At 68.6% G+C, this 25476-nt stretch carries 17 protein-coding genes and 1 tRNA gene; 10 read left to right on the top strand and 8 right to left on the bottom strand.

The window, feature by feature from the left end; translation table 11 throughout:
* Positions 1 to 5 precede the first annotated feature (5 nt).
* Both AB0J66_RS20705 and AB0J66_RS20700 read right to left on the bottom strand, forming a co-directional pair.
* Positions 6 to 647: a hypothetical protein gene (locus tag AB0J66_RS20705; RefSeq protein ID WP_364662810.1), complete on the bottom strand. Its 642-nt coding sequence runs from the start codon at positions 645 to 647 to the stop codon at positions 6 to 8.
* 49 nt (positions 648 to 696) lie between these two features.
* Positions 697 to 2961 carry a hypothetical protein gene (locus AB0J66_RS20700; protein WP_364662808.1) on the bottom strand — a complete coding sequence of 755 codons (2265 nt, stop codon included), beginning with the start codon at positions 2959 to 2961 and terminating at the stop codon, positions 697 to 699.
* Positions 2962 to 3056: 95 nt separating this feature from the next.
* On the opposite strand from AB0J66_RS20700, the gene AB0J66_RS20695 reads away from it, so the two are divergent.
* The 3 genes from AB0J66_RS20695 to AB0J66_RS20685 all read left to right on the top strand — a co-directional run bounded on the left by AB0J66_RS20695 (position 3057) and on the right by AB0J66_RS20685 (position 6461).
* Positions 3057 to 4202, top strand: coding sequence for a DICT sensory domain-containing protein (locus AB0J66_RS20695; protein WP_364662806.1), 1146 nt, complete (start codon positions 3057 to 3059; stop codon positions 4200 to 4202).
* A 115-nt stretch (positions 4203 to 4317) separates the two neighbouring features.
* Complete coding sequence (locus tag AB0J66_RS20690) at positions 4318 to 4848, top strand: DM13 domain-containing protein (RefSeq protein WP_364662803.1); 531 nt, start codon at positions 4318 to 4320, stop codon at positions 4846 to 4848.
* A 293-nt stretch (positions 4849 to 5141) separates the two neighbouring features.
* Complete coding sequence (locus AB0J66_RS20685; RefSeq protein ID WP_364662800.1) at positions 5142 to 6461, top strand: vanadium-dependent haloperoxidase; 1320 nt, start codon at positions 5142 to 5144, stop codon at positions 6459 to 6461.
* A gap of 208 nt (positions 6462 to 6669) precedes the next feature.
* Here the strand turns inward: AB0J66_RS20685 and AB0J66_RS20680 are convergent, their stop codons facing one another.
* The 5 genes from AB0J66_RS20680 to AB0J66_RS20660 all read right to left on the bottom strand — a co-directional run bounded on the left by AB0J66_RS20680 (position 6670) and on the right by AB0J66_RS20660 (position 15334).
* Positions 6670 to 8925 (bottom strand): DUF3488 and transglutaminase-like domain-containing protein, encoded by a 2256-nt coding sequence (locus AB0J66_RS20680; protein WP_364662798.1) that lies wholly within the window; start codon positions 8923 to 8925, stop codon positions 6670 to 6672.
* A 94-nt stretch (positions 8926 to 9019) separates the two neighbouring features.
* On the bottom strand, positions 9020 to 10120 hold the full coding sequence (locus AB0J66_RS20675; RefSeq protein WP_364662795.1) for a DUF58 domain-containing protein: 1101 nt from the start codon (positions 10118 to 10120) through the stop codon (positions 9020 to 9022).
* A gap of 242 nt (positions 10121 to 10362) precedes the next feature.
* Complete coding sequence (locus AB0J66_RS20670) at positions 10363 to 11355, bottom strand: MoxR family ATPase (RefSeq protein ID WP_364662793.1); 993 nt, start codon at positions 11353 to 11355, stop codon at positions 10363 to 10365.
* 12 nt (positions 11356 to 11367) lie between these two features.
* Entirely contained in the window at positions 11368 to 13980 is a 2613-nt protein-coding gene (locus tag AB0J66_RS20665; RefSeq protein ID WP_364662790.1) for a fibronectin type III domain-containing protein, read from the bottom strand.
* Between the two features lie 142 nt (positions 13981 to 14122).
* Positions 14123 to 15334 (bottom strand): hypothetical protein, encoded by a 1212-nt coding sequence (locus tag AB0J66_RS20660; RefSeq protein ID WP_364662787.1) that lies wholly within the window; start codon positions 15332 to 15334, stop codon positions 14123 to 14125.
* Positions 15335 to 15620: 286 nt separating this feature from the next.
* Between AB0J66_RS20660 and AB0J66_RS20655 the strand changes: the two genes are divergently transcribed.
* The 4 genes from AB0J66_RS20655 to AB0J66_RS20640 all read left to right on the top strand — a co-directional run bounded on the left by AB0J66_RS20655 (position 15621) and on the right by AB0J66_RS20640 (position 18290).
* Positions 15621 to 15705, top strand: a tRNA-Leu gene (locus AB0J66_RS20655).
* A gap of 77 nt (positions 15706 to 15782) precedes the next feature.
* Complete coding sequence (locus tag AB0J66_RS20650) at positions 15783 to 16001, top strand: hypothetical protein (protein ID WP_364662785.1); 219 nt, start codon at positions 15783 to 15785, stop codon at positions 15999 to 16001.
* 34 nt (positions 16002 to 16035) lie between these two features.
* Positions 16036 to 16911: a hypothetical protein gene (locus tag AB0J66_RS20645; protein ID WP_364662782.1), complete on the top strand. Its 876-nt coding sequence runs from the start codon at positions 16036 to 16038 to the stop codon at positions 16909 to 16911.
* 1088 nt (positions 16912 to 17999) lie between these two features.
* The gene (locus AB0J66_RS20640; RefSeq protein ID WP_364662779.1) at positions 18000 to 18290 is read left to right on the top strand and encodes a hypothetical protein; all 291 of its coding nucleotides are present in this window, start codon (positions 18000 to 18002) and stop codon (positions 18288 to 18290) included.
* Between the two features lies 1 nt (position 18291).
* Here AB0J66_RS20640 and AB0J66_RS20635 read toward each other — a convergent pair whose 3' ends face one another.
* Positions 18292 to 18888 (bottom strand): hypothetical protein, encoded by a 597-nt coding sequence (locus AB0J66_RS20635; RefSeq protein ID WP_364662776.1) that lies wholly within the window; start codon positions 18886 to 18888, stop codon positions 18292 to 18294.
* 619 nt (positions 18889 to 19507) lie between these two features.
* Between AB0J66_RS20635 and AB0J66_RS20630 the strand changes: the two genes are divergently transcribed.
* From AB0J66_RS20630 to AB0J66_RS20620, 3 genes are read left to right on the top strand one after another with little or no spacing between them, the layout of a single operon-like run.
* The gene (locus AB0J66_RS20630) at positions 19508 to 21085 is read left to right on the top strand and encodes an N-6 DNA methylase (RefSeq protein WP_364662773.1); all 1578 of its coding nucleotides are present in this window, start codon (positions 19508 to 19510) and stop codon (positions 21083 to 21085) included.
* Positions 21078 to 22292: a restriction endonuclease subunit S gene (locus AB0J66_RS20625; protein ID WP_364662771.1), complete on the top strand. Its 1215-nt coding sequence runs from the start codon at positions 21078 to 21080 to the stop codon at positions 22290 to 22292. The genes AB0J66_RS20630 and AB0J66_RS20625 overlap by 8 nt, the downstream gene beginning before the upstream one ends.
* Before the next feature lie 10 nt (positions 22293 to 22302).
* A complete protein-coding gene (locus AB0J66_RS20620; RefSeq protein WP_364662769.1) occupies positions 22303 to 25407 on the top strand; it encodes an HsdR family type I site-specific deoxyribonuclease in 3105 nt (1034 codons plus the stop codon).
* Positions 25408 to 25476: the final 69 nt, after the last annotated feature.

Genomic DNA, 25476 nt, shown 5'->3' with positions numbered 1-25476 from the left:
GTGGTTCACATCGGGTCTACCCCCCCGGCGGCCTCCTCGCGGTCCAAGGCACGGCTGAGCGCGTCGAACCCGGCCGCGATCCCGGCCTCGTCGCCGTTGGTCCGCGCGTCGATGAGGAAACCGCGCAGCACGCCCAGGACCATCTGCGCCACCTCGAGCTTGCGGCCCTCCGGCCACTGCGGCGGGCACAGCGAGATCAGCGACGGCAGGTACTGCTGGGTGGCGCCCCGGCCGAGCGCGGCGTAGCGGTCCGAGTCGTACATGGCGAGGCCGATCGCCTGGTCGAGGACGCGGTTCTCGGCCCCCACGAGGATCGGCCACAGGGCGCGTACCCGCCCGGCCAGGGACTCACCGCCCGGCCCGGCCGCCGCCGCCAGGCCCTTGCTGATGCGGCGCTCACGCAGCTGCAGCACGCTCTGCACCAGCAGGTCGTCCACGCCGTCGAAGTAGTACAGCAGCACCTTGTGCGTGGTCCCGGCCGCACGGGCCGCCCGGCGCAGCGAGAAGTCGACCAGCCCGTTGACCGCCAGGTCGTCGGTCACCTTGTCCAGCAGCTCCCGCCGGCGGGCCTCACCCCGGCTCGACCCCGCCGAACGGCGATAGCCGGCCCGCCCGGCCGACTCTGGCCGCGTTGTTCGCTCGTCCATGCCCGCCAGCATGTACCGCCGCCGGGCAGTGCCCGGCGGCGGTGCCCGGTCAGGACGCGGTCGTATGGGTGAGGCGGAACGCGGCGTCCGTGGAAGGGCCCTCCAGCACCACGGTGAGCGGACCGGCCGGCAGCGTGCACGTGACCGTTCGGTCCGCGAAGGCGCCCGTACGGCAGTAACGGATGCCGTCGGCGTTGTAGACCGCGAGCTGGGCGGTGCCGTCACCCGCGGTGCGCTGCCAGGCGAACGTCTCCCGCCCGGCGTGCTGATCGGCGGCGATGCTGAAACAGGCGGCGACCCGGTCGGTACCCGTGCGGGCGTCCGCGCCGCCGGCGCCGGCGGGCAGGTCCGGGCAGTCCGGCATGCCGTCGACGCGGGCGAACGCCGTGGTGAAGGCGCCCGGCGCGTCGCCCTGGTTCTGCTCGACCACGACCGTGTACGGGCCGGGCTTGTCGAGCGCGCAGCTGTACTGGGTCAGCGCCGACGAGTCGCACATGTACTCCCCGTCGGCGTCGAACAGACGGGCCTCGGGCGCCAGCCCGTCGGTCGGCTGCAGCTGAGCCAGCCGCGCACCCTGCGGCAGGTCGAGCCGGCGGCACAGCACCTGCCCGGCCGCGGTGAACTCGGCGTGCCACGGGGCGCCGGTCAGGCCGTCGGTGGGCGCGGCCGGGCAACCGGCCGGCTCGGCCGGCAGGACCGAGGTGACGTACGTGAAGTCGTTGTCGATGACCGACGAGGTGACGCCGCCGTCCAGCACGAACGTGTACCGGCCGGCCGGCAGGTCACTCGCGTTCACCTTGCGGCCGGTGCCGTCGTACAACCGCCCGTAGGTCTGCCGGTTCTCGCCGTCGAAGGCCCGGACGGTGTAGGCGCCCGGCTCGGTCACGACCAGCGCCCGGCACCGGATCGGCCCGGCCGCTCCCGCGGGCGGCGCGTTGTAGGTTCCCGGCCGCACGACCGGGCAGCCGGCGGGCTGGGAGAGCCGGCGTACCTGCAGCTTGTAGGTCTGCTCGCTGTGATCGGCGTTCCAGTTGGCGAGGTAGGAGACGACCCGGTAGGTGCCGGTGGCCGGCAGGACGCACCCGTCCTCGTCGCCGAGGCCGGGGCAGACCTCCGTACCGGTGCTGTCGACGATCGTCGCGTGGGCCTCGTTGTAGCTCGTCGCCGCGGCGTAGGCGATGACACGGTCGCCCGCGTCGGCCCGGAACGGGTGGCAGTTGGTCTGCACGGCCGAGGTCTGCGACATGACCAGCGCGTCCGCGGCCCAGCTCAGCCCGGTCGCCGCCGAACAGCCCACGGTGCGCATCAGGGCGGGCAGCGCGATCTGGAAACTGATCGGGTTCCAGTCCTGGCTTTCCGAGATGACCGTGTAGTCACCGGCCGCGGGCACGGCGCACGGCTCCTGGCCCCACTTCGAGCAGATCGACTGCCCCGCGTCGTCGTACACCGTCCAGGCGACGCCCTGGGCGTTGAAGACGCGCACGCCGAGCGTGCCCGGGGTGGCGACGTGCGTCTTGTGGCAGGTGATGTCCTCCTGCTGCGGCAGAGAGCCGGTTCCGGCGTACGCGGTCGGGTCGCCGAACGGCGCGGTCCGCAGCACCTGGCAGCCGGCCGCGTTCGAGATGCGCGACATCCGCAGCGTGTACGGGGTCTCGGCGCCGTAGTATTCGGCCAGGTTCAGCCGATAAGGACCGATGCCGGTGAGCGTGCAGTACGTGGCGTACCGGATCTGGCAGACCGGCTGCAGGTCGGCGTCGAGGATGTCGCCCTGGATGTCGCCGTTGCCCTTGGGCGACCAGAGACGCAGCACGCTGCCGGTCGGCTGGTTGAACCGGAAGCAGTCGCCGGGAGCGCCGGCCGGCAGCGAGCCGGCCTGACCGGTCGACGTGAAGGCGAAGAACGAGGCGGGCAGGGTCGTGCAGGCCGACGGTGACTTGAGCGACTGCACACCGAGCGTGTAATCACCCTCTCCGCCGAAGTAGAGCGACACGATGACCTTGTAGGTGCCGGCGCCCTTGAGCTGGCAGCGGCCGGCGTCCGACAGGGCCGTGCAGATGTCGGCGCCGTTCGGGCCGGAGATCCGGGCCTGGGGCGACTCGCCGCTCCCGCGGGTCAGCATGGTGTAGAGGACGTCGTTCGCCCGCGGAACGGTGACGAAGTAGACCTGCTCCTGGCTGCCGCTGATCGACTCACAGCGGGCGATCGCGCCGATGGCCAGGGTGCCGCCGCAGGAATCGGCCGCGGAGGCCGGCGTACTCGTCAAGGTGGTGGCGGCGAGAACCGCCGCGAAGAGGAACAGCAAGAATTTTCTCATGGGACTCCCCGTACCGGCCCGGGATTCCGGGCCGGCCGAGCATAGATCATCCATGATGGGTCGCCAGGTGGCCCGGGTGTCCCTACGCTACAGCGGTGCCCGACACCCCGGCCGTGCAGCGGCTGACCAAGCGAACACTGGTGACCATCTCGCACGCGCTCGAGCGGTCCGCCCTGGCGGCCGCCGAGGACGGGCCCATGCTGGTCTTCGCGTTGTTCCAGCGGCTGCCGTACTTCGAGCGGGAACGCAGGGTCTACACGGAGATCGCAAGCCGCGCGGCGGCCACTGTGGTGGGTCTGGTCGCCGACCAGACCCCGGAGCTGCCGGCCGGAGCCCAGGCGGTGCTGCTCGACGAGAAGGACGAGCTGGCCCGCGAGTGGACGGTCGTCGTGCTGACCCCGCGTTTCGGGGCGCTGCTGGTGGCGTACGACCTGGAGCGGTTCCAGCCCGGCGCGGCGTCGCTGGAGAGCGGGCGCCTGTTCGAGGCCCGGACCACCTTCCGCCGCGACGAGGCGCTGCACGAGGCGCTGCGCCTGCGCAACCAGCTCGGCGACCGCCTGCCGCCGGCCACCCGCTCGGCCATCGACGCGGTCCTCGAGCGCGTACGCGATCTCCCGGCCACTCCCGGCGAGAGCCGCACCGACGCCGCGCTGCGCTTGTTCACGACGCGAGCCGAGCGCGACCACGACCGCCTGCGCGCCGGCGCCGCTGAAACCCGGGACGCCGACGCCTTGGAAACCCGCGACCTCGGCGCAGCGACAACCCAGCCGGATGCGGCGGCGGCCGGCGACATCGACCTGGCCGGCCGGCCCGGCCTGCACCGCTGGACCGGGGCGACCGGCGTCACCGCCTCGGGCGTTCTCCCGGTCGCGGTGGTGGCGGTCCGCATCACTCACGCGGCCGGGCCTGAAGGGTCGATCGGCCGTACGGCCACCCGGCAGCACCAGGCCGCCGTCGAGCTGCTCGTCAGCCGGCTGCGCCCGGGTGACCGGGCGGTGAAGGCGGGCCCCGACGACTTCATGCTGCTGCTGCCGGCCCTGGACCAGGACGACGCCGTACGCTTCGCCTACGACCTGGTCGCCTCGTTCTCCGCCGCCGAGGCCCGCAGCGCCTTCCTGTCAGTCACGGTGACGGTGGCGCTGACCATCACCCGCCGCCGGCCCCTCCCCCAGGACGAGCTGCGCCAGGCCCTGGACTGGGCGGTCACCCAGAACGCCCCGGTCGTCACGATCGCCGGCTGACCCGGAGACCGCCCTCGGGCTTGTCATCGAGGGCGCCGCCCGCCGGCCTGCCGTAAGGAAGTCGTAAGGCCAGGCCATCTGGCTGTGCACCGCCACCGGCGCGTTGACTGAGGCGGTGAACCGCAGACTGCTTCCCCTAGCCGTCGCTGTGCTCGGCCTCGTCGCCGCCGGCGGCCTCTACTGGTTCCAGCCGTGGCGGCTGTTCACCGATACGACGGTGACCGACACCCTGACCGTCACGCCCTCCGCGGCACCACAACCGTCAACCGCTTCCGCCTCGGCCTCGAACCCACCCGTCGCCGTGGTGATCGCCCGGGGCTCCTTCGTCACGCACGAACATGACACCACCGGTCAGGCTCGGCTGGTCCGCAACCCCGACGGCAGCCATCAGCTCGAACTGGCCGGCCTGAACACCAGTGACGGCCCCGACCTGCGGGTCTGGCTGACCGACCAGCCGGTGAAGACCGGCCGCGACGGCTGGCACGTCTTCGACGACGGCAAATACACCGAGCTCGGCCGGCTGAAAGGCAATCGCGGCGACCAGATTTACGCCCTCCGGGCCGACATCGACCCGAGCGACTTCCGCAGCGTCAGCATCTGGTGCAAGCGCTTCTCCGTCTCCTTCGGGGCGGCCGCCCTCGCCTGACTCCCGGTGACCGGTGTCAATCGCTGCGCATTGACATCGGTCGACGCGTTGCGAAGAATGCTCTTCGTCAACGGGGGTTGGACAATGTGTTACTGCGCTGTGCCTGATCGGCCCCCGTTCGTCTGAGCAACTCGCTGTCGGGGGACGGGAGGCTGGGCGGTGCTCTCAGTTCTACGCGCCATTCCGGCGGCAGATTGCAGACGGCCGGCGGAGATCCCGCCGGTCGACGCGGGGCCCGGGCGTCTCCGGGTCTCGATCCGCCGATCCGGAGGAACCCGTTGAAACGTCGAACCATGCTTCGATCCGGCGCCGCCATCGGTATCGCCGCGGTGGCCACCGGCGGCACCGTGGCCGCCACGGCCGGTCCGGCCGCGGCGATACCCGCCGGCACCGACCACGTCATCTTGTGGAACGAGGCCCTGCGGTACGCCTTCACCCGGGTCGACCAGGCGCCGGGCCCGCTGACCCGGCGTGCGGCCATCCTCAACGCGGCCCTCTACGACACGATCGTCTCGTTGCAGGGCAGCGGCACGCCGTACCTCGGACGGGTGGCGCGGGAGCCGAACTACACCTACGACATCATCTCCAACGTCGACGCGGCCGCCCGTACCGTCCTGCCGCAGATCTTCCCCACCGTGGACTTCTCGTCCTATTACGCCGAGGCGGCGAAGTACAAGCCGGTCGGCAACCCGGGCCCGGAGGGTTTCAGCACGTCCGTCGGCGTCACCGTCGCCCAGCGGATCCTGGCCGCCCGGGCCAACGACAATTCCAACAACACCACGCCGTACGTGGAAAGCACCGTGCCCGGACAGTGGCGCCAGACCGGCTCGGGCCCGGCGGCCACCCCGAACTGGGGCGGGGTCACCCCGTTCACCCTCACCTCGGGCACTCAGTTCCGGCCACCGCTGCCCGGCGGCTTCTCAACGGTGTCGGCCCTGCTGGCCAGCCCCGAGTACGCCGCGCAGGTCAACGAGGTCAAGGCGCTGGGCGGGGTCAACTCGACGACGCGGACGGCCGAGCAGACCCGGATCGCGTTCTTCTGGGCCAATGACGTGCCCGGCACGTACAAGCCGCCGGGCCAGTTGCTGCGCCACACCTCGATCCTGGCCCTGGACCGCAACCTCGAGCTGTTCCAGGCCGCCCGCCTGTACACGATGGTCAGCCTGGCCATGGCCGACTCCGCGATCGTCTCCTGGGACGCGAAGTATCGCACCGCCATCGACCTGTGGCGCCCGGAGTCGGCGATCCGGCTCGCCGACACCGACGGCAACGCGGCCACCGTGGCCGACCCGACTTGGCAGCCGCTGTCGGTGGACCGCAATGGTGTGCGCTTCTCGCCGCCGTTCCCGGCCTACATCTCTGGGCACGCCACCTTCGCCGGCGCTTGGGCCGGCGTCATGAAGCGCTACTTCGGCACCGACACCGTCACCTTCCGCGTCGACAGCCTCGACCCCAGCGAGCAGAACTACCGCACCTACACCAGTTTCAGCGCGGCGGCCGTCGAGAACGCCCGCAGCCGCGTCTACCTCGGCGTGCACTACCAGTGGGACGCCGACTTCGGCCTGTCCGCCGGCGACGCGGTCGCCGGCCAGGTCGTCAGCCGGCTGAGCTGACACCCTCGGGTGGGCCTGGTCACGGCCGGGCCCACCCGGGCCGCCACGGTCACTGCTGGGCTTCGCGTGCCTTCGCTGGACCGCAGCGGTCACGCCTGGGCTTCGCGTGCCTTTGCTGGACCGCAGCGGTCACGCCTGGGCTTCGCGTGCCTTTGCTGGACCGCAGCGGTCACGCCTGGCTTCGCGTGCCTTTGCTGGACCGCAGCGGTCACGGCCGGCGGTTCCAGCGCAGCGGTCCCGGGTGGACGGCCCACCACAGGCGCCGCCACCACGAGCGGCGGGAGCGCAGCGCGTCCGCGTAGGCGACCACCTGCCCACCGGCCCGCGCGGCCTGGGCGTCGTCGGCCGAGCCAGGCGCGAACCCGACCGTGTTGATGCCGGCCACGAGCTCATCGAGCGGAGGCAGCGACTCCTGCGCGCCCGGCGGCGGCGTGGCGTTTCTCAACTTCCCCCGCGGCGGCGTGGCGTTTCCCGGGCCCCCCGGTGGTGGCTCGGGCTTCATCGCGTACGCCGCCGCCTCGGTGGCCGCGAAGTGCTTGGGGACCGGGCGGCCGGCTAGGCGCAGTGCGTCGGTGAACTCCCGCCAGGCGCCCGTGATCCGGTCGTCCGGCGTACCGGTGGCCAGCCGCCGGCGGCGCAGAGACTGCCGCATCACGACGACCGCTCCCGCCGCGAGCACCAGCAGAAGCACCACCGATCCGGACGTTGCCCCGGCCACCACCCCCGCCGACGGCCCGTCGCCGGGAGCAGCCGCGAGCACGGTCGGCGCCCCGGAGCTCGGCGGCGTCTCGGATGGCGCCGGTGGTTGCGACGGCGGTGAGGTCGGCGGCGTCGGTTTCGGGGTGAAGTCCTCCTCGACCGGCGTCGGGTCCTTGCTCTTGGGCATCGGGTCGAACGCCACCCAGCCCAGCCCGTCGAAGAGCACCTCCGGCCAGGCGATGGCGTCGGCCGCGGTGACCGCGCCGCCCTTCGCCGGCGCGTCGAAGCCGACCACGACCCGGCTCGGCAGCCCGGTGATCCGGGCGAGCAGCGCGAACGAGGCCGCGAACTGCTCGGACGTCCCGACCTGGCCGCCCTGCCCGCGCGGCCCGAACAGGAAGTACCGCAGGTTGGGGTAGGCGTGGCCGCTCGGCGCGTCGGCCACCCGCCGGTAGTGCTCGGCCAGGAACTCCTGGATCGCCATGGCCCGGTCGTAAGCGGCGCCGTTGTCCTCGGCCAGCTGATCGGCCAGCCGCTGGATGTCGTCGGGCACGTCCGCCCCGATGGTCAGGTAGCGCGCGACCGCGTTCCCGGACGGCGTCTCGGCCGTGGGCAGCAGGTTGAGATCCGGCGTCTGCAGCTCGGAGGTGACCGAATATGTCAATCCGCTCACGAGCGCCTCGGGCCGGATCAGGGTGCCGGTGGCCGCGTCGAAGGCGACCCGCGCCCCGGACACCTCGGTCGGCGCCGGCACGACGGGCAGCAGCCGCCCGGTGAGACCGCTGATCGTGACGTCCTGGCGTACCTCCGAAGTGTCGGTGTCCGGGAGCTGCGGCAGAGGCGGAAGCACGCGCCCGGCGTTGCGGTAGGTGGCCCCGACGCGCCAGGTCACACCGTCGTAGTCGGGCAGCACGGCCAGCCGCAGCCGCACAGTCCTGCCTTTGACGCCACTCGCCGGCGAGACCCGCAACAGCGGATCCTTCGGCCGCAGGGCCCACCCGGAGATCCGGTTGAGCGGGCTCTCGTCGAGGCTGTCCACCTGCGGCGGCTCCACATAGCGGCGCGGATCGACCGGAGTCGCGCCGACCCGCCCACTGATCCACGGCCCCACCGCGACGACCAGTCCGATAACGATTACCAGCCCGACGGCCGGCCCCCGGACCGCGACCCGGGTCCGCCCCTCCGCACGCGGCTCCTCGGCGTGGCGCGCACTGGCCGCCAGGGCAACCACGGCGAGCCCCGCGAAGACCAGCGTCGTCCAGCGCGCAGTGTCAGCGTTCGGCCCGACAACATAGAGCGCCCCCGCATACAGCGCGGTCGCCGGAAGCAGCCCGAGCAGCACCCGCCCGGCCCGCACCGCGATCTCGGCTCCCGCCAGCCCGGCCAGCCAGGCCGCGATCACCGGCACGACAACGGTGTCGGGCGTCGGCTCGACCGGAATCAGCGCCGTCAGTAGCCGCGGAATCCCGTTGACCAGCGCATCCCGCACGATCTCGGGCAGCGGCCCGGCGATCTCGGCCCGCTGCGCGGCAACCTTCAAGGCCAAGACGCCGTACGCCCCGAGCAGCACCGCCGACAGCGGCGCCACCGCCCAGTTGGGCAGCCGCCGCGCAGCCGTGCTGACACCCACCGCCCCAACCGCCGCACCGGCGACCAGCTGGACCAGCAGCGCCCCGGCAAAGATCTGGCCGAGCACCACCCCGGACAGCGCAATCATCCCAGCGAGCGCGACCGCCACCACTCCGGCCCGCACCCACCTGCTCATGCCCTCACCCCGCCGGCGGTTCGGCGCCGCCGTCTGACCATCCACGCACCCCGCCGAGCCTCGCTCACCATCCGCGCACCCTGCCTGGGACCGCTTACCATCCGCGGACCCCGTCCCACGCGGCGGCGAACTCGGCGCCATCGGCGGCCTCGATGACGATCGGGCCGTCGCCGGCCGAGACGGGTGCGCCGTCGCGGTCGCCGAACAGCCCGGCGATCACCACCGGGTAGGGGCCGCGCAAGGCAGTCACCGAGCCGAGGTCCCCGCGTCCGCCCGGCCCGGTCAGGAAGATCAACGTGTCGCCGAGCCGCTGCCCGCGCATCCGCCGCAGGGTGGCCGCCAGATCCCCGTCCCTCAACGTCGCCTCGGTGAGCACATCCAGATAGGGCCCGGTCGCCACCTCGGTCACCAGATGCAGGCTGACCGGCAGATCCTCACGCACCGCCGCGGCCACGATCGACGCCGCCGCCTCGCAAGCCGACTCGAACGACTCGGCCACCCCGTCCCGAACCTCCGGGTGCGCCGTGGCCCGGTCGTCGAGCAGCACCACGATCGTCGGCTCCGACGTGTCGAGCTGCTCGCGCACCATCAGCTCGCCCACCTTGGCGCTGCTGCGCCAGTGCACCCGCCGCATCTCGTCGCCGATCACGTACTCCCGCAGCGTGTCGAACGTGATCGTCCCCTGCGGCACCTTGTCGATCCGGCCGTCCAGGCTCCGCGCCATCCCGGCCGGCACCGCCCGCAGCAAATGGATTCGCGGATGCACCCAGACCCGCGCCACCCCGCCGTACGTCCGGGCCAATGTCACCAGCCCGAGCGGATCCTCCCGGGTGACCCGCAACGGCCCGATCGGCACCACCCCGCGCCGGCTGGTCGGCACCGGATAGTCCACGGTGGTGTCCCGCCCCGGCCGCAGCCGCAGCAGCGGAACCGGCACCGCTCCGCCGCCGCACCGGTCGCTGGCCACCAGATTCGCCGCCCGCAGCCGACTGGCGTTGCCCACCGTCAGCGTCATCCGCGCCGGCTCGCCCCGCGCCACCCGATCCGGATCAGCCACCCGCTCCACGGTGAGCCGCGGCCGCCAGAGCGCGAACCCCACCGCACAGACCAGTGCGACCACCGCCGCCGCCCCGAGCAGCGCCAGATCCGGATAGCCGTACCGAAACCCGACCGCGATCAGCCCGACCGCGGCCACAATCAGCCCGGCCCCCCGCCCGGTGACTCCCGTCCGCCGCCACCTTTGCAAAACAGCTGTCGCTGCCGTGTTCCCGCCGGTTGCCCTGCTCGCCCCTGGCCCGCCCGCCGCTGGGCCGCCCGCCGCTGGCCCGCCCGAATTGCCCGAGTCGGCGGGGCTGTCGTCGGGCTGGGCGGGGCCGCCGCCGGTCGGCGGAGCGCTGCCGACCGGCAGCGGCGGCTCACCGGCGGCGGGGGCGGCGCTCACGCCCCGGCCGCGACGCGGGTGCTGTCGGGCAGCGGCACCGGCACCGACCGGACCGCGTCGTCGAGCACCTCGCCCGCGGTCACCCCGCGCAGCTGGGCGTCGGCCGACAGCAGCACGCGATGCGCGAAGACCGGCCCGATCAGCGTCTTGAGGTCCTCCGGCAGCACGTACCCCCGGCCGTGGATCAGCGCGTAGGCGCACGCCGCCCGGGTCAGCGCGATCACCCCACGCGGGCTCACCCCCACCCGAACCTGGGGATGGTTCCGTGTCGCCGCCGCCAACCTCACCGCGTACGTGTAGAGCGGGTCAGCGATGTGCACATGCGTGGCCATCCGCACCATCTCGCCGATCGTCGCCGTGTCGGTCACCGGCTCCAGCGCGTCCGGCGAGCGCAGCGCCGCCCCGCGCAGCACCTCGACCTCGACTTCTTCACTCGGATAGCCCACCGACAGCTTCACCAGGAACCGGTCGAGCTGCGCCTCCGGCAGCCGGTACGTGCCGTCCATCTCGACCGGGTTCTGCGTGGCCACCACCAGGAACGGCTGCGGCACCGGATGCGGCACCCCGTCCACGGTGACCCGCCGCTCCTCCATCACCTCGAGCAGCGACGACTGGGTTTTGGGCGAGGCCCGGTTGATCTCGTCGGCGATCACGATGTTCGCGAACACCGGCCCCGGGTGGAACTCGAACCCGCGGCTGGCCTGATTGAAGATCGTCACTCCGGACACGTCGGACGGCAGCAGGTCGGGCGTGAACTGGATTCGCCGCCACTGCCCCTGCACCGACGCGGCCAGCGCCCGGGCCAGGGTCGTCTTGCCCACCCCGGGCACGTCCTCGAGCAGGACGTGCCCCTGCGCGAAGAGCGCGGTCAAGGCCAGCTCGACCACGTCCGGTTTGCCCAGCACGACCGCGCCGATCCGTTCGGCGAGCGCGGCCGCGACCTGGGCGAAGCCCTGGACGTGCTGCGGTGGGAGGGGTTCGGTGACCACGGCGCTCTTACCTCAGCAGTTCGGCAGGTTGTTCAGGTCGTCCCCACCGTCGAGGTTGAGCCACGCCCACGGGATGTAGTTCTTGCCCTTGTAGTTGACCTGGATCCACCAGGTGCTCTTCTTCTGCTTGTTGTAGATGTACGAGTCGACGTCCTCGCCGGCCTTCTTGCAGTACGCCTGCAGCCGCGTGCCCGGCTTGGCCCACCCGACCTGCTTGTCGTTGTCCTGCTTGGTGACACTGAAGATCTCGTTGCCGTTGCGCCCGGCCCGGTCCTCATTGCAGTAGGTCGCGGTCTCGCCGTTCTCGCCGTTGTTGCAGGTCGCCGTCCCGAGCAGGTTGGCCGTGGTTTTGGTCGACTTGGCCGACACCGTGCCCGCCGCGTTCGTCGCGGTCACCGTGAACGTGTACGACGTGCTCGGCTTGAGCCCGGTGACCTTGAGGCTGGAGCAGCTGCCCTTGGCCGTGGCCCCGCCCGACGCCGCCACCGAGCAACTCGCGTTGCCCCCGCCCGCGTCCACGCTGAACGCGACCGTCGCCGTGTTGAACGTCGAGGTCACCCCGGTCACGGTCACCTTCGGCGAGGCCACCGTACGCGCCGTGGCCGTGCCCGGCTCGCTCTCCCCGGCCTCGTTGACCGCCCGTACCTCGACCGCGACGTTGACCCCCGACTCGAACCCGGTCAGCGTCGTCGCCGTGCCGGCCGTGACGTCGGTGCTCTTGCCGCCCGCCGCCACCACGTACTTGGTGACCGGCCGCCCGTTGTCCACCGACGGCTGCCACGCCACCGAGATCGACCCGGCCTGGTCGCCCACGGTGGCCGCGTCCACGCCTTCCGGCTTGGCCGGGGCCGCGTACGGCACCACGCTGCCGCTGACCGGCGACGCCTTCGACCCGGCCCCGCGCTCGTTGACGGAGACGACCGTGAATGCGTACTGCTTGCCGAACTCCAGCTGTCCGGTCTTGATCGTCAGCGTCGGCTCGGTGGTGTCGCCGATCGGCGCGCTGCCGCCCTCGGCGATCGCCGTGACCGTGTACCGCCGGATCTGCAGGCCCTGCCCGTTGGCCGGCGGCCAGCTCACCACGACCGAGCCGTCCGGCTTGGCCTCGGCGGTGACCGCGGTCGGCGGGTCCGGCACCTCGGAGGTCGGTTTCACCGCGTTGCTCGTACGCGCCGGGCCCGCACCCTTCTTGTTCACCGCGCTTACGGTGAAGGTGTACGTCTGCCCGTTGACCAGCCCCGGGATCGTCAGCGCGCGCTGATCGGCGCCGACCTGGAAGGTTCGCCCGGAGCCCACCACCACGTACTTGAAGACCGCGGCCCCGTTGTCGGCCGCCGCCTGCCAGCTCACCCGGGCCTCGGCGTTGCCCGCCGCCGCCCGCACGTTCTTGGGCGCACCCGGCTTGCTGACCACCGGCTTCTTCGGCTTCGGCGGCGGGGGCGGGGCCTGCGGCGGCGTCTGCGGCGGATCGCCACCGACCACGTCGTCGGCGTACTTGTCGACCGTGCGCACCGTGTGCTGGTTGTCGACGACCCGGGCCACCGACGACCCGGGCGCGTTGATGAACAGGTAGCCCTCGCGGACCTCGAGCTCCAGCGGCCCGCCGGGCTGGTTGAAGCGAATGTCCTTCTGCCGCGCTCCGGTCGAGTCGAACACGTGCACCGACCCGTCCGTGTCGGCCACGTAGAAGTAGCCTTCCCAGGCCACGGCCGGCTGCAGCTCCTCGCCGTCGCCCGGCACCGCGAAGTCGCTGCGCAGCTTGTCGTCACCCACCACGTACACATGCCGGTCGCCCGGCACGGTCACCGGGACCTGCTTGCCCTCGGTGTGCGGGGCCAGCGTGCCCGGCCCCGCCAGCGGCAGCGTCACCGGCTTGGGCAGCGGCTGCCCGTCGTGGACGGTGCTCAGCGCATTCGTCGTCCGGTTGAGCACCGCGACGCCGTCGTCGAGGGTGGACAGCACAAGATCATGGCTGGGGCCAGCGACCGATTCCGTACGCTCCTTCTGCGGCCCGGCCGCGGCGGCCGGCCCTTCCGAGGCGACCGGGGCCGGCGCGATCGCCGTGACCGTGCCCTCGCTCGGCGAGGCGATCCACAGCTTGCCCTTGCCGTCGAACACGCCACCCGCGATGCCCGGCGGGAACTGCAGCGGCGGCCCCACCGGCGCCAGCGTCTTCGGCTCGAGCTGCTGCACCCGCCCCTGCACGGTGTCGATCACGAAGACCGAATTCTCGTGCAACGCGATCCGCACCCCGATGCCCGAGCTGGTGGAGTCGTCCCAGAAGTCCTTCAAGGTCGTCAGATCCATCGACCCGATCGCGCCGGTGTTGACGTCGCGCATGATCACGAAGCGGTCGTTCTGCACGATCTGCACCTGATGACCACGCGCCTTGGGCACGTCGACCCGCGTGTCCACCTTGGCCGTGACGCCGTTGACCCGCGCGACCTCGCCCTTGGCCCGGCTCCACACCCACGACGCCGCGTCGAAGCTGGCCACGGCCTGATCGGCCGACCCGAGCCCGAGGACAGTGAGCCCGAGTCCACCCGCGAGGCTCAGGACAGTGCCGATCGTGACCAGGTAGCCACGGCGGCGCCACCGTCGCTTGGGTCGCTCTTCGCTGGTCACTGCCCGAACCTCCCCGTCGGCCGGCACATTCACGTCGGTCAAGAACGCTGGCCATCATAGGGGGCTTCGCGAAGGGCTCGTAACCCGTTGTGGACAACTCCCGATGCGCTCAGTGATCAAGCTCTCGGAGAGTGGTGATGATCTATCGCGGAGTAGCCGTCGCCCGCGAGGTGCACGCCTGCGGCGACGTCGCGAACTGGTTGTTCCGATAGACCGCCACCACTGCGAAGCAGTAGTTCAACGTCCCGTTCAACCCCGACATCTCAAACGACGTCTGCCCAGGTCCGAGCGTCGAAACCGGCTTCAGCTCCTGCCCCGGACGCCCCATGGTGACCATGAAGGACACCGACCCGCTCGACGGATCCGTCCAAGTGACCGTGATCGCCGTCCCGCCGTCCTTGAGCCGCACATCACTCGGCGCCGGCCCACCCAGAGTTGGCACATCCGGATCCCGACCAGCGTCACCCGTCCGGTTGGCAAGCACGAACACCAATGCCGCCACCGCGATCACCGCCGCCAGCACCGCCGCGATCGCGGCGAAAAGCCCAAGACCCTTCCGGCTGTACGCAGGTGAAGCACTATCCGCCCCGCCACCCGGCGTCACCGCACCCGGATAGGACAGCGCCTGTGGATAACTCGCCGCCTCTCCCGGCCCGTCGAAGCCCGGCGCCGCCGGCGGCCCGGAATACGCCTGCGGGTGCCCTCCGGACACGCTCGCCGACGGGTAAGCAGGCGGGTTGATGATGGGCTGCGCAATGGTCGGCTCATCGAGCGGCCCGCGCCCTTGGCTGGGGATCCGCGGCCGCTGCCCGACGGCCCCGGCTCGCGCCTGTTCATCCTCCGGCCCCACCCAGACCCGCTGATTGGCCGGCGAGGGCGGCTGCACGACCGCCGACCGCTCACGCTCCTCGACAACCGGCGGAAGCACCGTCGTCGGCTCCTCCTGCGGCCCCGGCGGCGGCGTCACTTCAGTGCGTACAAAATCCGCCCCGGCGTCCCCGCGTACCGCCGCCCCTGGCCCTAGATAACCCCGAGCCCGAGCTACCGCCGGATGCCCGTCCCCGAGCACCCCCGGCCCCAGCTCAGCCACCCGCGTGAAGGCCTTGCGAGCCTCATGCCGATTGCCCAGCTCCTCAGCCACGACCCCGATGTCATGCGAGATCCGCAACATCAGCGGATCCGAATCCCCCAACCGCCACAGCCCCGACGCGTACGCATCCTCCAGCACCCGCCGCGCCGCCATCGGATCATCCGCCCGCTGAAGAATCGTCCCCAATTCAGCGGCCGTGAGCAGAACATCCGGGTCGTCCTCGGCCAGGTTGACCTTCCCCAGCTCCACCGCCTTCTCGAGCACAGCCCGAGCCCCCACCAGATCCCCCGCCCCCGCGAGGTCCAGAGCACGCTGCCGAGCAGGAAGAAGCGGAGAGGCCTGAGACACGCAGCCATGCTGCCCGCAAACCCCCTCCCCCACCAGACCACCCCCGAAGAACCGGTCATATGCCCCGCAATGTCCACCCTCCTACCCCTCCCACACCCCTCCCAACGGACCGTGTACAGTTCTCTCCTGTGCGGCTCGCCGGGCCGCCGATACCCACTGCAAAGATGGGCAAGGCCACCGGTAAGCTGAACAAGCCAAGCAGGTCCGGGTGGCGGAATGGCAGACGCGCTAGCTTGAGGTGCTAGTGCCCTTTATCGGGCGTGGGGGTTCAAGTCCCCCTCCGGACACACTTAAACCGTTTCAACGTGTCTTTTCGACGGCATGAACCCTCAACCGGGCGCTCCGGCGTCCGATTGGAGCCACCATGCCGCGTTTCTCTCCTGCCGGGCAGCAGCCCGTAACGAAGCCGATCGATCACGCTCCGTTGCAAAAACCCCCTGCAACCGAATCGCACCCTTTGCCCGCCATCCGCGGCCTTTCCCTGCAGCGCACCATCATCGATGGCGGGCTGCTCAACGACGTGCTGCCCTGGCCGGCCGGAACGATCGTGACCATCACGACCGCAGGGAACGCCGATGCCTAAGCGCCGCGTACCCACCGTTCGTGAGGTCATCCCCATGGCGCTGCTCGGCCTCGCCGAGCGGACCGTCGAGTTGTACACGCACTACCTGGAACTGTTCGCCAGCAAGCACGGCGATGACGCACTCGACAAGATCACCTACACCCACATCGTCGAGTTCAGCCTGTGGGCGCAGAGTCTGGCGGTGACCCGGAGCACCAGCGTGAACGGTGCGTCGGCTGCGGAACATGCGATCAGCGCGGCCCGGCGACTGCTGGACACCGGGGTACGCAACGGGTTCATCGGGATGAACGTGGCCAAGTCAGTGAACAAGCCTGCCCGACAGGAAAGTCGCCGGCGTCCGCTCGACGAGGCGCACATCGCCCAGATGTACATGGTCGTCACCGACGAGGAAACGGGAATCCTGCGGTTCCTGCAGGAGACGGCATGCCGCCGCGAAGGCATGCTGAACCTGACTCCGCAGCGAGTCAACCGGAAGAACCAGACCGTGCTGCTGCACGAAAAGGGGAGCAAGGTTCGCGAGCAACCCGTCAGCAGCATGATGATCGACTGGTTGACCGAGCCTGGCTGCCCTATCTATAAGTGGACCCCTCGCAAGAACGACGGCCTCTGGTCGCGTATCCAGCGCGACCTGGATTGGGCTGCCGAGATGGGCGTCACCACGCACTGGATGCGGCACACGACGCTGTCAAAGGTTGAGCGGGTAACGCGGTCGATGGGGCTGACCGCTGCTTTTGCTGGGCACAAACTCTCAGGAATCGGCGCGACTCCGACGTACGCCGGTCGGTACGGCGTCAAGGAAGTCTGCTGGGCCTTCTCCGTGACGTTCGGGGTTCCGCACCCACTCGTTCCCGACGGCTATGTACCCATCGGCATCGACTACTGGGAACCGCAGAGCACCAACGCCGCCTAGTAATCTAGTAATACGGCAACGACAGCTCAGGCCGGCATCTCCTCCCCTGGGATGCCGGCCTCGCTGTTTCCCGGTTTCTGTCATAGGGCCGTGCGAGCATCCAGGCAGACGTCTGTGATCTTGAAGGAGTTCCCTTGTCAGGCCGCACAACGCTCTTGATCGACCTGCCTGAAGACGTGTGGGAGACCGTGAAACGGGCCGCCGCCCGCCGCGACGTATCACCGGAAACCTTGGCCGGTTACTGGCTCGAACAGCACGTCTGTCGCAGCGGGCCGGAACCGAAGGACCCCACCGGGCCACATGGGGGCCTCGGTCATGGGCCTGAATGTTGGTGCCCCGCGTGTGCCCCTCCGCCGGCCGGGATGCCGGCCGACCCGGTCGAAGTGGCACGCTGGGCCCAGCGGCTGACGGTGACCGCGTCGCAGATGCTCGCCCGTGCGAACGCTCTAATCAGTGAGGCCGAAAAACGAACGGGAGCACCGGCAGCACCTGATGAGGCTGAGGCCAGCGAGGGGTCACCGGCCTCTGACGAGGGTGACACCGACCGCACCGAATAGTCGAACTCTTGTACGAGCGCCTCCTCCTGTGATTCCGTCCATGGATCTTGGGAGGAGGCGTTCTGCATGGTGAGGTGGATCGGCTACCAGCCGCCGGCAACATGGGCCGAGCCAGTGGAGGACCTGGATTTGTGCCGGGGCCCGTCGAGCGGGACCAGGACTCTCCCGTCGCATCTCGCCGGCGCGGCGACTTGGAGGCGGTTCGACCTGGGCAGCAGGCAGGATCGCTGCGACTGGGTGGTCACAGTGCTCCGATACGCCACGAGTCACCTCGACATATACGAACACATCTCGGCGGAGGTGATCCGGGCGGTGTTCCCTCACTGTTCGCTGCCGCCGGGGATAAGGGAGCGTTGGGTGGAAGTCCACCCCGAACTTGCGTGACTCGGTTGGACGGTTCAGTCGTCTGCCCCGCTGTACCTGACGATGTTGTGCGATGCCGCGGATTCTGCGGGTTTCCCGTCGTGAGGGTGGCGTCGACACGCCCACCTCGAACCGGAGACAAGGTCCTTACCTTTCCCACGTGCTTCCATGATCGGCATGGGGAAGAAGGGGCCGCCGATCGGTCAGCCGCATGCGGGCAAGCCGTCGAGTTATCAGATGGGTTCGGGCCAGAACTGGCGGCCCAACCCCAGTTTCGCCTGGCCCGCCGCAGAGCGGCTCTACCTCGCAGTGGCCGTCACGGGCACCACCCCGTCGGGTCTGCTCAACCCCCTCATCGAGTGGGCATTCGATTCCGACGGCGTGCCACGGCCGGAGTTTCAGAGAGTCCTCAACGCTCCTTGCGTGCCTCGTGAAGCCGTAATTCCGGAGCAGCGGTAGGTCAGGGCCAGCCGTGCTCCTCCCGGTCGCGGCGCAGCATCGCAGCCCGCCACGCAGCGAGGTCTTCGAGCGTCTGAATGTCGGCGTCGCTGAGCCCTTCACGAGAGCCGTCGAGCAGTGGCAGCAGGGCCTCCATGCCGAGGCTCAGGATCGCGAACGACGCCCAGCCGGCCGTGCCGTCGAGGCTCGCGCCCTGGCGGGCTCCGACTGCTGCCACGCGAGCGGCAAGGTCGCTGACCGGCACACCGGACGACGGGGCGAGCCCGACAGCGATCACGTCGAGGGCACGCTGGTAGTCCGGGTGGGCCGCGTACTGTGCAGCGTCATTCCAGAACGGCGTCCTCCGCTCACCCGTGCTGTTGGTGTCGACGCTGGTGATGTCGGCCGAGCCGTCGAACAGCGCTAGAGCCTCCCGATCGGCTCCCGTCAGGCTCTGCCTCCACTGCTCCGCCGCCGCGACGTTCGCGGCGATGGAGGATTCATTAGCGGGGTTGGTGCGAGCGGCGGCATGGAACGCGTCGAGCGCATCCCGTTCGGCTGGCGTGAGGCTGGCGAGCCATGCCATGTAATCGCCGGCCGGGTCCGGTTGATCGGTCATGCAGTCGAGCGTAGGCGGATGCATTCGTTCCCGCGGTTGGACGGTTCGCGTACATCCTGACCGATCCCAAGTCGGGCGAGACCTGGTGGCCGGCTCCGTACCGAGGCGCTGACGAGTTGAGATCGAGGCGCGAACCCGGCACTAGTCTCGGGGAAAGTTAGATCAAATCTTACTTCGCTCGGATCTTACTTACGCTTCTGTGATCGCACTCTGACTACCGGTAGTGGACTGCTGCCGATGCGGGTGTTCGAGTTCCTTGGTGCTGAACACGCCGCCCATCGGAGCGTTCCGGAGCCGGCGTCGGCTGCGACGTGTTCGGCAAGTCGCTCGGCAACCACTGTTCGGCGAGGGCATTGCGGCGACGACTTCTTGGACGGAGACAGGCCGATCGAGCGCCCGATCCAAGGCGGGTACCGTGAGTGCGTCGCCCGCTGGCCGCCTCAAGGGCCCGCGCGCCGATGACGCCGCAGTGCAGCGCGGGAACTAAACTGCCGCGCATGTGTTCGCCCTAGAAGACGTGCGTTGCGTGTCCGCGTTGGCACGGCCTGATTAGGGCGATCAGCAGAAACGCTGCGGCCCTCGGGTCTCTACCCTCCGATGAGCAAGGAAATCTTGACTTATGGCAGTGACCCAGCAGGAGATCGAGAGTCGACTGTGGGACGCCGCAGACGAACTGCGCGTGGCGATGCCTGAAGCGCAGTACTCGACGGTGGTCTTTCCGTTGATGTTTTGGAAGTACCTGTCGGACACCTGGGACCACCAGCATCAGCAGTTCCTGGCCGACAACGAGGACCTGCTGGACGGACTCTCAGTCGAGGAAGCCCACGAGATCGAGTACCGCGACTACCAGAGTTTCGAGATTCCAGTCATCTACCGAGGTACCGTCCAGGAGCGGCGAGCCTCCTGGTCGTCCATCCTCGCCACGATCACCCAGCCGGGCCTCGGCAAGCGAGTTCGCGCCTCGTTGCAGGCCATCGAGACTGCCAACCCGGCCAAGTTCTCTCGCCTCTTCGGGTCCATGGCCTGGACCGCCGAAGAGGTGCTCTCGGGGGAAGTGCTCGCTTCGGTCATGCAGGCGATGGACCGCGTCCCGCAGATGCATGAGGGCAATATGTCCCACGACGTGCTCGGCGGGGCGTACGAGTACCTGCTGAAGCGCTTTTCCGACGGGTCGGGCACTCGCGCCGGGCAGTTCTTCACCCCGCGTGAGGTCGTCGAACTGATAGTCGAAGTGCTGGACCCAAACAACTTCGAGTCGGTCTATGACCCTGCTTGCGGGTCGGGCGGCATGCTCATAGCGTCCGCGAACCTGCTGAAGGTGCGCGGCAAGCGTGGCTACACACTGAAATTGTATGGGCAGGAAGCCGTGGCAGACACCGCGGGCGTAGCCCGCATGAACCTGTTTATGCACAACCTCACCCAGTTCCAGGTCGAGGTCGGCGACACCCTGAAAGACCCGCGCTTCAAGAAGCCGGACGGGTCCATCGCGCAGTTCGACGTGATCGTCGCCAACCCGCCGTACAGCCTGAAGTGGAAACCGTGGACCAAGGACCCACGCGCTATCGGTGCGATCGCCCCGCAGTCATCGGCCGACTGGGCGTTCGTGCAGCACATGCTCGCCTCGATGGACCCGAGCAAGGGGCGCGCCGGCGTCGTCCTTCCCCATGGCGTCCTTTTCCGCGGAGGGCAAGAAGCGCTCATCCGGCAGCGAGTCCTAGACGACGACCTGCTCGAAGCCGTCATTGGGCTGCCCGCCAACCTGTTCTACAACACGACCATCCCGACGGCGATCCTGGTGTTCCGGGCGGCCGGTACCAAAACACCTGAGCGGCAGCGCGGCGTGCTGTTCATCGACGCCTCCAAGCGGTTTGCCAAGGCCAAGAATCGCAACGTTCTCACCGATGCGGACATCGCCGACACGGTGACGACCTACCACTCGAAATTTGACGCCGACGGCAACCCGGTTGACCCCGACGGTAACGGCGGCATAGCCGCACGTTTCGCAGCTACCGCGGAAATCGTGGCGAACGGGTACGACCTCAACATCGGTCGCTACATCAAGCAGGCCGCCGCCGAGCAGGAAGAACTCGGAACCCTCATCGACGCCTACAACATCGCCCGAGCGGAGCGCCAAAAGGTCGAGCAGCGCATGCTTTCCATCCTTGCGAAGGCCGGGATCGAGGGCTTCGATGAGTGATCCGGAGAGCACCGTATCGGCCGTAGGCTCACAGAAGGAATGGGTTCGCGCGCCTCTTCGGCATTTCCTTACGCCGAACGTCGATGTAGTCAACGTGGACCCGACCCAGACGTATCCGACTGTGGGCGTCCTGAACAGAGGAAGAGGGCTCCTCTATCGCGATCCCATCGAAGGAAGAGCGACGGCTTACAAGACTCTTAATCGAATCGGCCCTGGCGTACTGGTTTACAGCCGGCTCAAGGCATTCGAAGGCGCTATCACGGTAACTCCCAACAAGCTGACGGAGTCCTTTGCGTCTCAAGAGTTCCCTACGTTCACATTCAAGCCTGAGGCGAATCCCGAATTCTTCCGAATCCTCACTACGACACAGAAGATGTGGTCAGCGCTTCAGAGCGTTTCAAAGGGCATGGGTGGCCGACGTGAGCGGGTTAAGCCCGCAGACTTTCTCAACATCGCGATGGAGATCCCGCCATTGCCCGCGCAGGAGCGGATAGTCCAGGTCATCAGCGCGGTTGACGAACAGATCGTGGCCCTTAAAGCCGAGGCAGAATGTCTCCTCCGGGTTCGTAACGCCGCTCTGGGCGATGCTTTCGCGCACGCGTGCGAAGAGTGGTCATCTGCCACATTGTCGGAAGTTGGGACGCTCAGCCGCGGCCGCCGGTTCGTGAAGAGCGACTACGTGCCATCCGGCCTAGGGTGCATCCACTATGGCCAGATTTACACCGACTTCGGGGCGTCAACCACCCGTACGGTGACGTATCTGCCAGAGAGTTTCCGCGGCTCGATGCGCTTAGCCAAGCCCGGCGACGTGGTGATCGCGGGTACTAGCGAAAACGTTGAGGACGTAGGCAAGGCCGTTGCTTGGTTGGGTGATGAGGCAGTGGCTGTACATGACGACTGCTTCATCTTCCGCCACGACCTCGACCCAAAGTTCGTATCGTACTTCTTCGCCTCGCCCCTGTTTCAGAGCAGCAAGCGGCGGTTCACAAGCGAAACGAAGGTGGTTCGGCTCTCCTCCGTAAACCTGAACCAAATCACTATGCCCGTGCCGCCTCGCGAAGAGCAGGAGCGCATCTCGGGGACGGCTGACGCGATCGATGCACAGATCGCGGCGCTTAGCGCTGAGGCAGAGCGTCTTCGTCGAACGCGGGTTGCGCTGCTCTCCGGCCTACTGGACCGGGCCATTGAGATTGAGTCTGCCGAGTAGGGTCTGTGCCGTGGTGAAAGGCATCCAGGAGCGTGAGTTCCAGAACCTGATGATCCAGTGGTCTCTGCCGATGGGCTGGATCTTCACGGCGGGCAGGTCTCTGCCGCGTGAGACGACCCAGACGGTGCTCACTGGCGAGTTGCGAGACGCGATCATCCGGCTCAACCCGGGTGTGATCAACGCGTTTGACGTGGACGCGGTGGTCGGAGAGATCGTCGCGACGGTCAACGCGGTCGAGGGCGGGCTGGTGCGCGCCAACGAGCAGGTCATGCACCTGCTACGCGGCCTTCAGGAGTTCCGGGACGCCGACGGGGCGTGGCAGGCTCTGAAGGTCATAGACTTCGACAGTCCGAACGACAACACGCTGGTCGTGTCGGACGAGGTGACCATCACGGTCCCGGGCAAGACGCCTCGCCGGTTTGACCTTGTGTACTGGGTCAACGGATTGCCGCTGGTCGTCGTGGAGGTGAAGTCGCCAACATCGAAGTCCGGGTGGGCGCAGGCCGCCCGTGAAATCAACAACGTGTACGCCACCGAATATCCGTGGTTCTTCACCCCGAACGTCTTCGCCATCGCGACGGACGGGCTGAAACTACGGTTTGGTGCGGCCGGTGCGCCCATAAACGAGTGGCAGCCGTTCCGGTCGACCGCCGACGACGAGTCCCTGTCGGGTCAGGCTGACGTCCAGCGCTCGGTTGAGTTGCTGCTGCGACCGGCGACGATCCTGGACATGCTGGTGAACTTCGCGCTGTTCGACACGTCGGGTGGTGGGGTGGACAAGAAATACCTGCCTCGCTACCCCCAGATGGAGGCTGCGCACCTGATCCATCAGCGGGTCCTGGACGATGGGTCGAAGGGCCTGATCTGGCATCACCAAGGCTCCGGGAAGACCCTTTTGATGGTGTTCGCCGCGTCGCTGTTGCTGGCCGACACCCGCACCGACTCACCCACGATCATTCTGCTGTCGGACCGGACGCAACTTGTCCGGCAAACGTCCGGGGTGTTCACGTCCGCGATGGGGCACGCCTACTTCCATCAGCCTGCCACCAGCCAGGAGTTGCGTTCACTGCTGGCCGACGACGTACGTGGCGTGATCTCGACGACGGTCCACAAATTTGCCGATGCCGGTAAGAATCTGTCGACGCGTCGGAACATCATCGTGATGGTCGATGAGTCGCACCGGACGCAGTCCGCCGTCCGTGAGGGTGGAAGGGTCATTGTCAAGGCGGACTCGCTGGCCGGGCAAATGCGCGCAGCGCTGCCCAACGCGAAGTTCTTCGGTATGACGGGCACGCCGGTCCGGAATCTTTCGACCGACACGTTCGCTCTCTTCGGCGACGAGCGCGATTCGGGCCGAGTGTTGCACCGGTATTCGGTGTCCCGATCGCTGCAAGACGAGGCGACCGTCCCGGTCATGCTGGACCCACATCCGGTCTCGTTCGAGATCGACGATGAGGAGTTGCAGGCCGAGTTTGATCAGTTCGGTGACGACTTCGACCTCGATGACCCGGACCGTGAGGCGCTGTCGCGTAAGTTCGGCCGGCTCACCTCGGTGTTCTCCAACCCCGATCGCATCGAGGCGGTGTGCCAGGACGTCGTCGATCATTACCTGGCTGGCGCGTACCGCAATGGTCTCAAGGCGCAGGTCGTCACCTACAACCGCGAATTGGCGGTTGCGTACACGGTCAAGATCAACGAGTTGTTGGCGGGGTTCGAAGCGTCGCAGGTGCTCGCCGAGGTCGGCAAGCACGAGCGCATCACAGCCGAGGTCAATATTTCGGTCTCGGACGCCAAGGATGAGGACCCGGCTATGCGGCCCTACCGGCTCTCGGAGGCCGACGAGGAGGAGCAGAAGCGACGGTTCCTCTCCCCGGATGATCCGCTGTGCTTCGTGGTGGTGACGGCGAAACTGATGACCGGGTTCGACGCCCCGAACGAGGGTGTGCTGTATCTGGACAAGCCAATGAAGGCACATTCCCTGTTCCAGGCGATCACCCGGCCGAACCGCACCTGGGTGTCCCCGGCCGGGTTCGTGAAGACGTGCGGCGTGGTGGTCGACTACATCGGTTTGGCCGAGGAGGTCCAGCGGGCCATCGTCGACCCCACCGCGGAAGACGCCGGCGAGGGCGGGGGGTTCGTCACCGACGTGACCGAGTTGGTCGCGGAGTTCCGCTCCACCTTCGCCCGCATCGAGGACCAACTCGCGGACGTAGATAACCTCGACCTCACCGTCCACGGATACGAGTCCGTACGAGCGATCAACACGTTCCTGGACGCCAACCCCGGTGCCGCCGAGGTGTTCTCCCGGGACTACCGGCTCCTGGCCCGGCTATACCCCCTGATCAGCACCGACAAGCGGATCACCAAGTACCAGGACGGCTTCGCGCTGTTCGGTTCCGTGTACACCACCTTGTTCAAGAAGTCTTCCGACGAGGAACGCAAGGAACGGCTGAGTGTGCTGGGACCGATGGTCCTGGAGATCATCAACGCGCACGTGCACTCCTTCTCCGTAGTCGCTACGCAGGAGGAAGCCCTCGTCCTGGATGCTCAGGGCATCGCTGTACTCAAGGAGTTGATGGCGCTCGTCCGCCCCCAGCCCGGCAGAGGTGGTGGCGAAGACAAGACGCCGCCGTCGCCGCGGGAGATTCTTGACCAGATCAAGGCCGCTCTCGACAAGGACGTCGAGCCGGGTTCCGCGAAGTACACAGCCCTCGCGGAACGCATCCGGCTGCTCCGAGACCGGATCATTCAGAACGCCCAGGACGCCCTGGAGTTCCTGGCGGAAGCACTCCGGATCGCGAAGGCGATCGTGAATGCCGGAAAGAACCCCGATGAAGCCGTCGTCGTGCTGGACGACGACCACGTGGGCGTCCTGTCGCGGATCATCCGTGACCACGCGCCGCCTGGCCTGACTATCACGGAGCGGAATCTGGCGGAGGAGATCGACCAGGTGGTCACCCGGACCCTGGCCCAGTCGTGGGACAACGCGGACGCCCGCAATCGAGGGGTTCGCCGTGCCACCGCCGCGGTCTTCCGCAAGTACCTGTTGAAGCCGGTCGGGGAGCCGTACAGCTCCACCGTCGCCTACATCGAGGCCCACTACCTCGTTGACTGACGAATCCAAGAGCCGGTGCGCTGCACCGCCAGCCGCTGTTCTGAACACGGCCATTAGAGCGGCCGGCTG

The sequence above is a fragment of the Actinoplanes sp. NPDC049598 genome, assembly GCF_040675435.1.
GTDB lineage: Bacteria > Actinomycetota > Actinomycetes > Mycobacteriales > Micromonosporaceae > Actinoplanes.
Note: the sequence above shows the minus strand (reverse complement) of the source record. Positions and strands in the feature narration are given on the sequence as shown.

Excerpts from the sequence above, each read along its gene's own strand:
- AB0J66_RS20700 (WP_364662808.1), bottom strand. The coding sequence starts at position 2,961 with ATGAGAAAATTCTTGCTGTTCCTCTTCGCGGCGGTTCTCGCCGCCACC.
- AB0J66_RS20640 (WP_364662779.1), top strand. The coding sequence starts at position 18,000 with ATGATCGGCATGGGGAAGAAGGGGCCGCCGATCGGTCAGCCGCATGCG.
- AB0J66_RS20650 (WP_364662785.1), top strand. The coding sequence starts at position 15,783 with ATGCCGCGTTTCTCTCCTGCCGGGCAGCAGCCCGTAACGAAGCCGATC.
- AB0J66_RS20635 (WP_364662776.1), bottom strand. The coding sequence starts at position 18,888 with ATGACCGATCAACCGGACCCGGCCGGCGATTACATGGCATGGCTCGCC.
- AB0J66_RS20625 (WP_364662771.1), top strand. The coding sequence starts at position 21,078 with ATGAGTGATCCGGAGAGCACCGTATCGGCCGTAGGCTCACAGAAGGAA.
- AB0J66_RS20645 (WP_364662782.1), top strand. The coding sequence starts at position 16,036 with ATGGCGCTGCTCGGCCTCGCCGAGCGGACCGTCGAGTTGTACACGCAC.
- AB0J66_RS20705 (WP_364662810.1), bottom strand. The coding sequence starts at position 647 with ATGGACGAGCGAACAACGCGGCCAGAGTCGGCCGGGCGGGCCGGCTAT.
- AB0J66_RS20685 (WP_364662800.1), top strand. The coding sequence starts at position 5,142 with ATGCTTCGATCCGGCGCCGCCATCGGTATCGCCGCGGTGGCCACCGGC.
- AB0J66_RS20630 (WP_364662773.1), top strand. The coding sequence starts at position 19,508 with ATGGCAGTGACCCAGCAGGAGATCGAGAGTCGACTGTGGGACGCCGCA.
- AB0J66_RS20680 (WP_364662798.1), bottom strand. The coding sequence starts at position 8,925 with ATGAGCAGGTGGGTGCGGGCCGGAGTGGTGGCGGTCGCGCTCGCTGGG.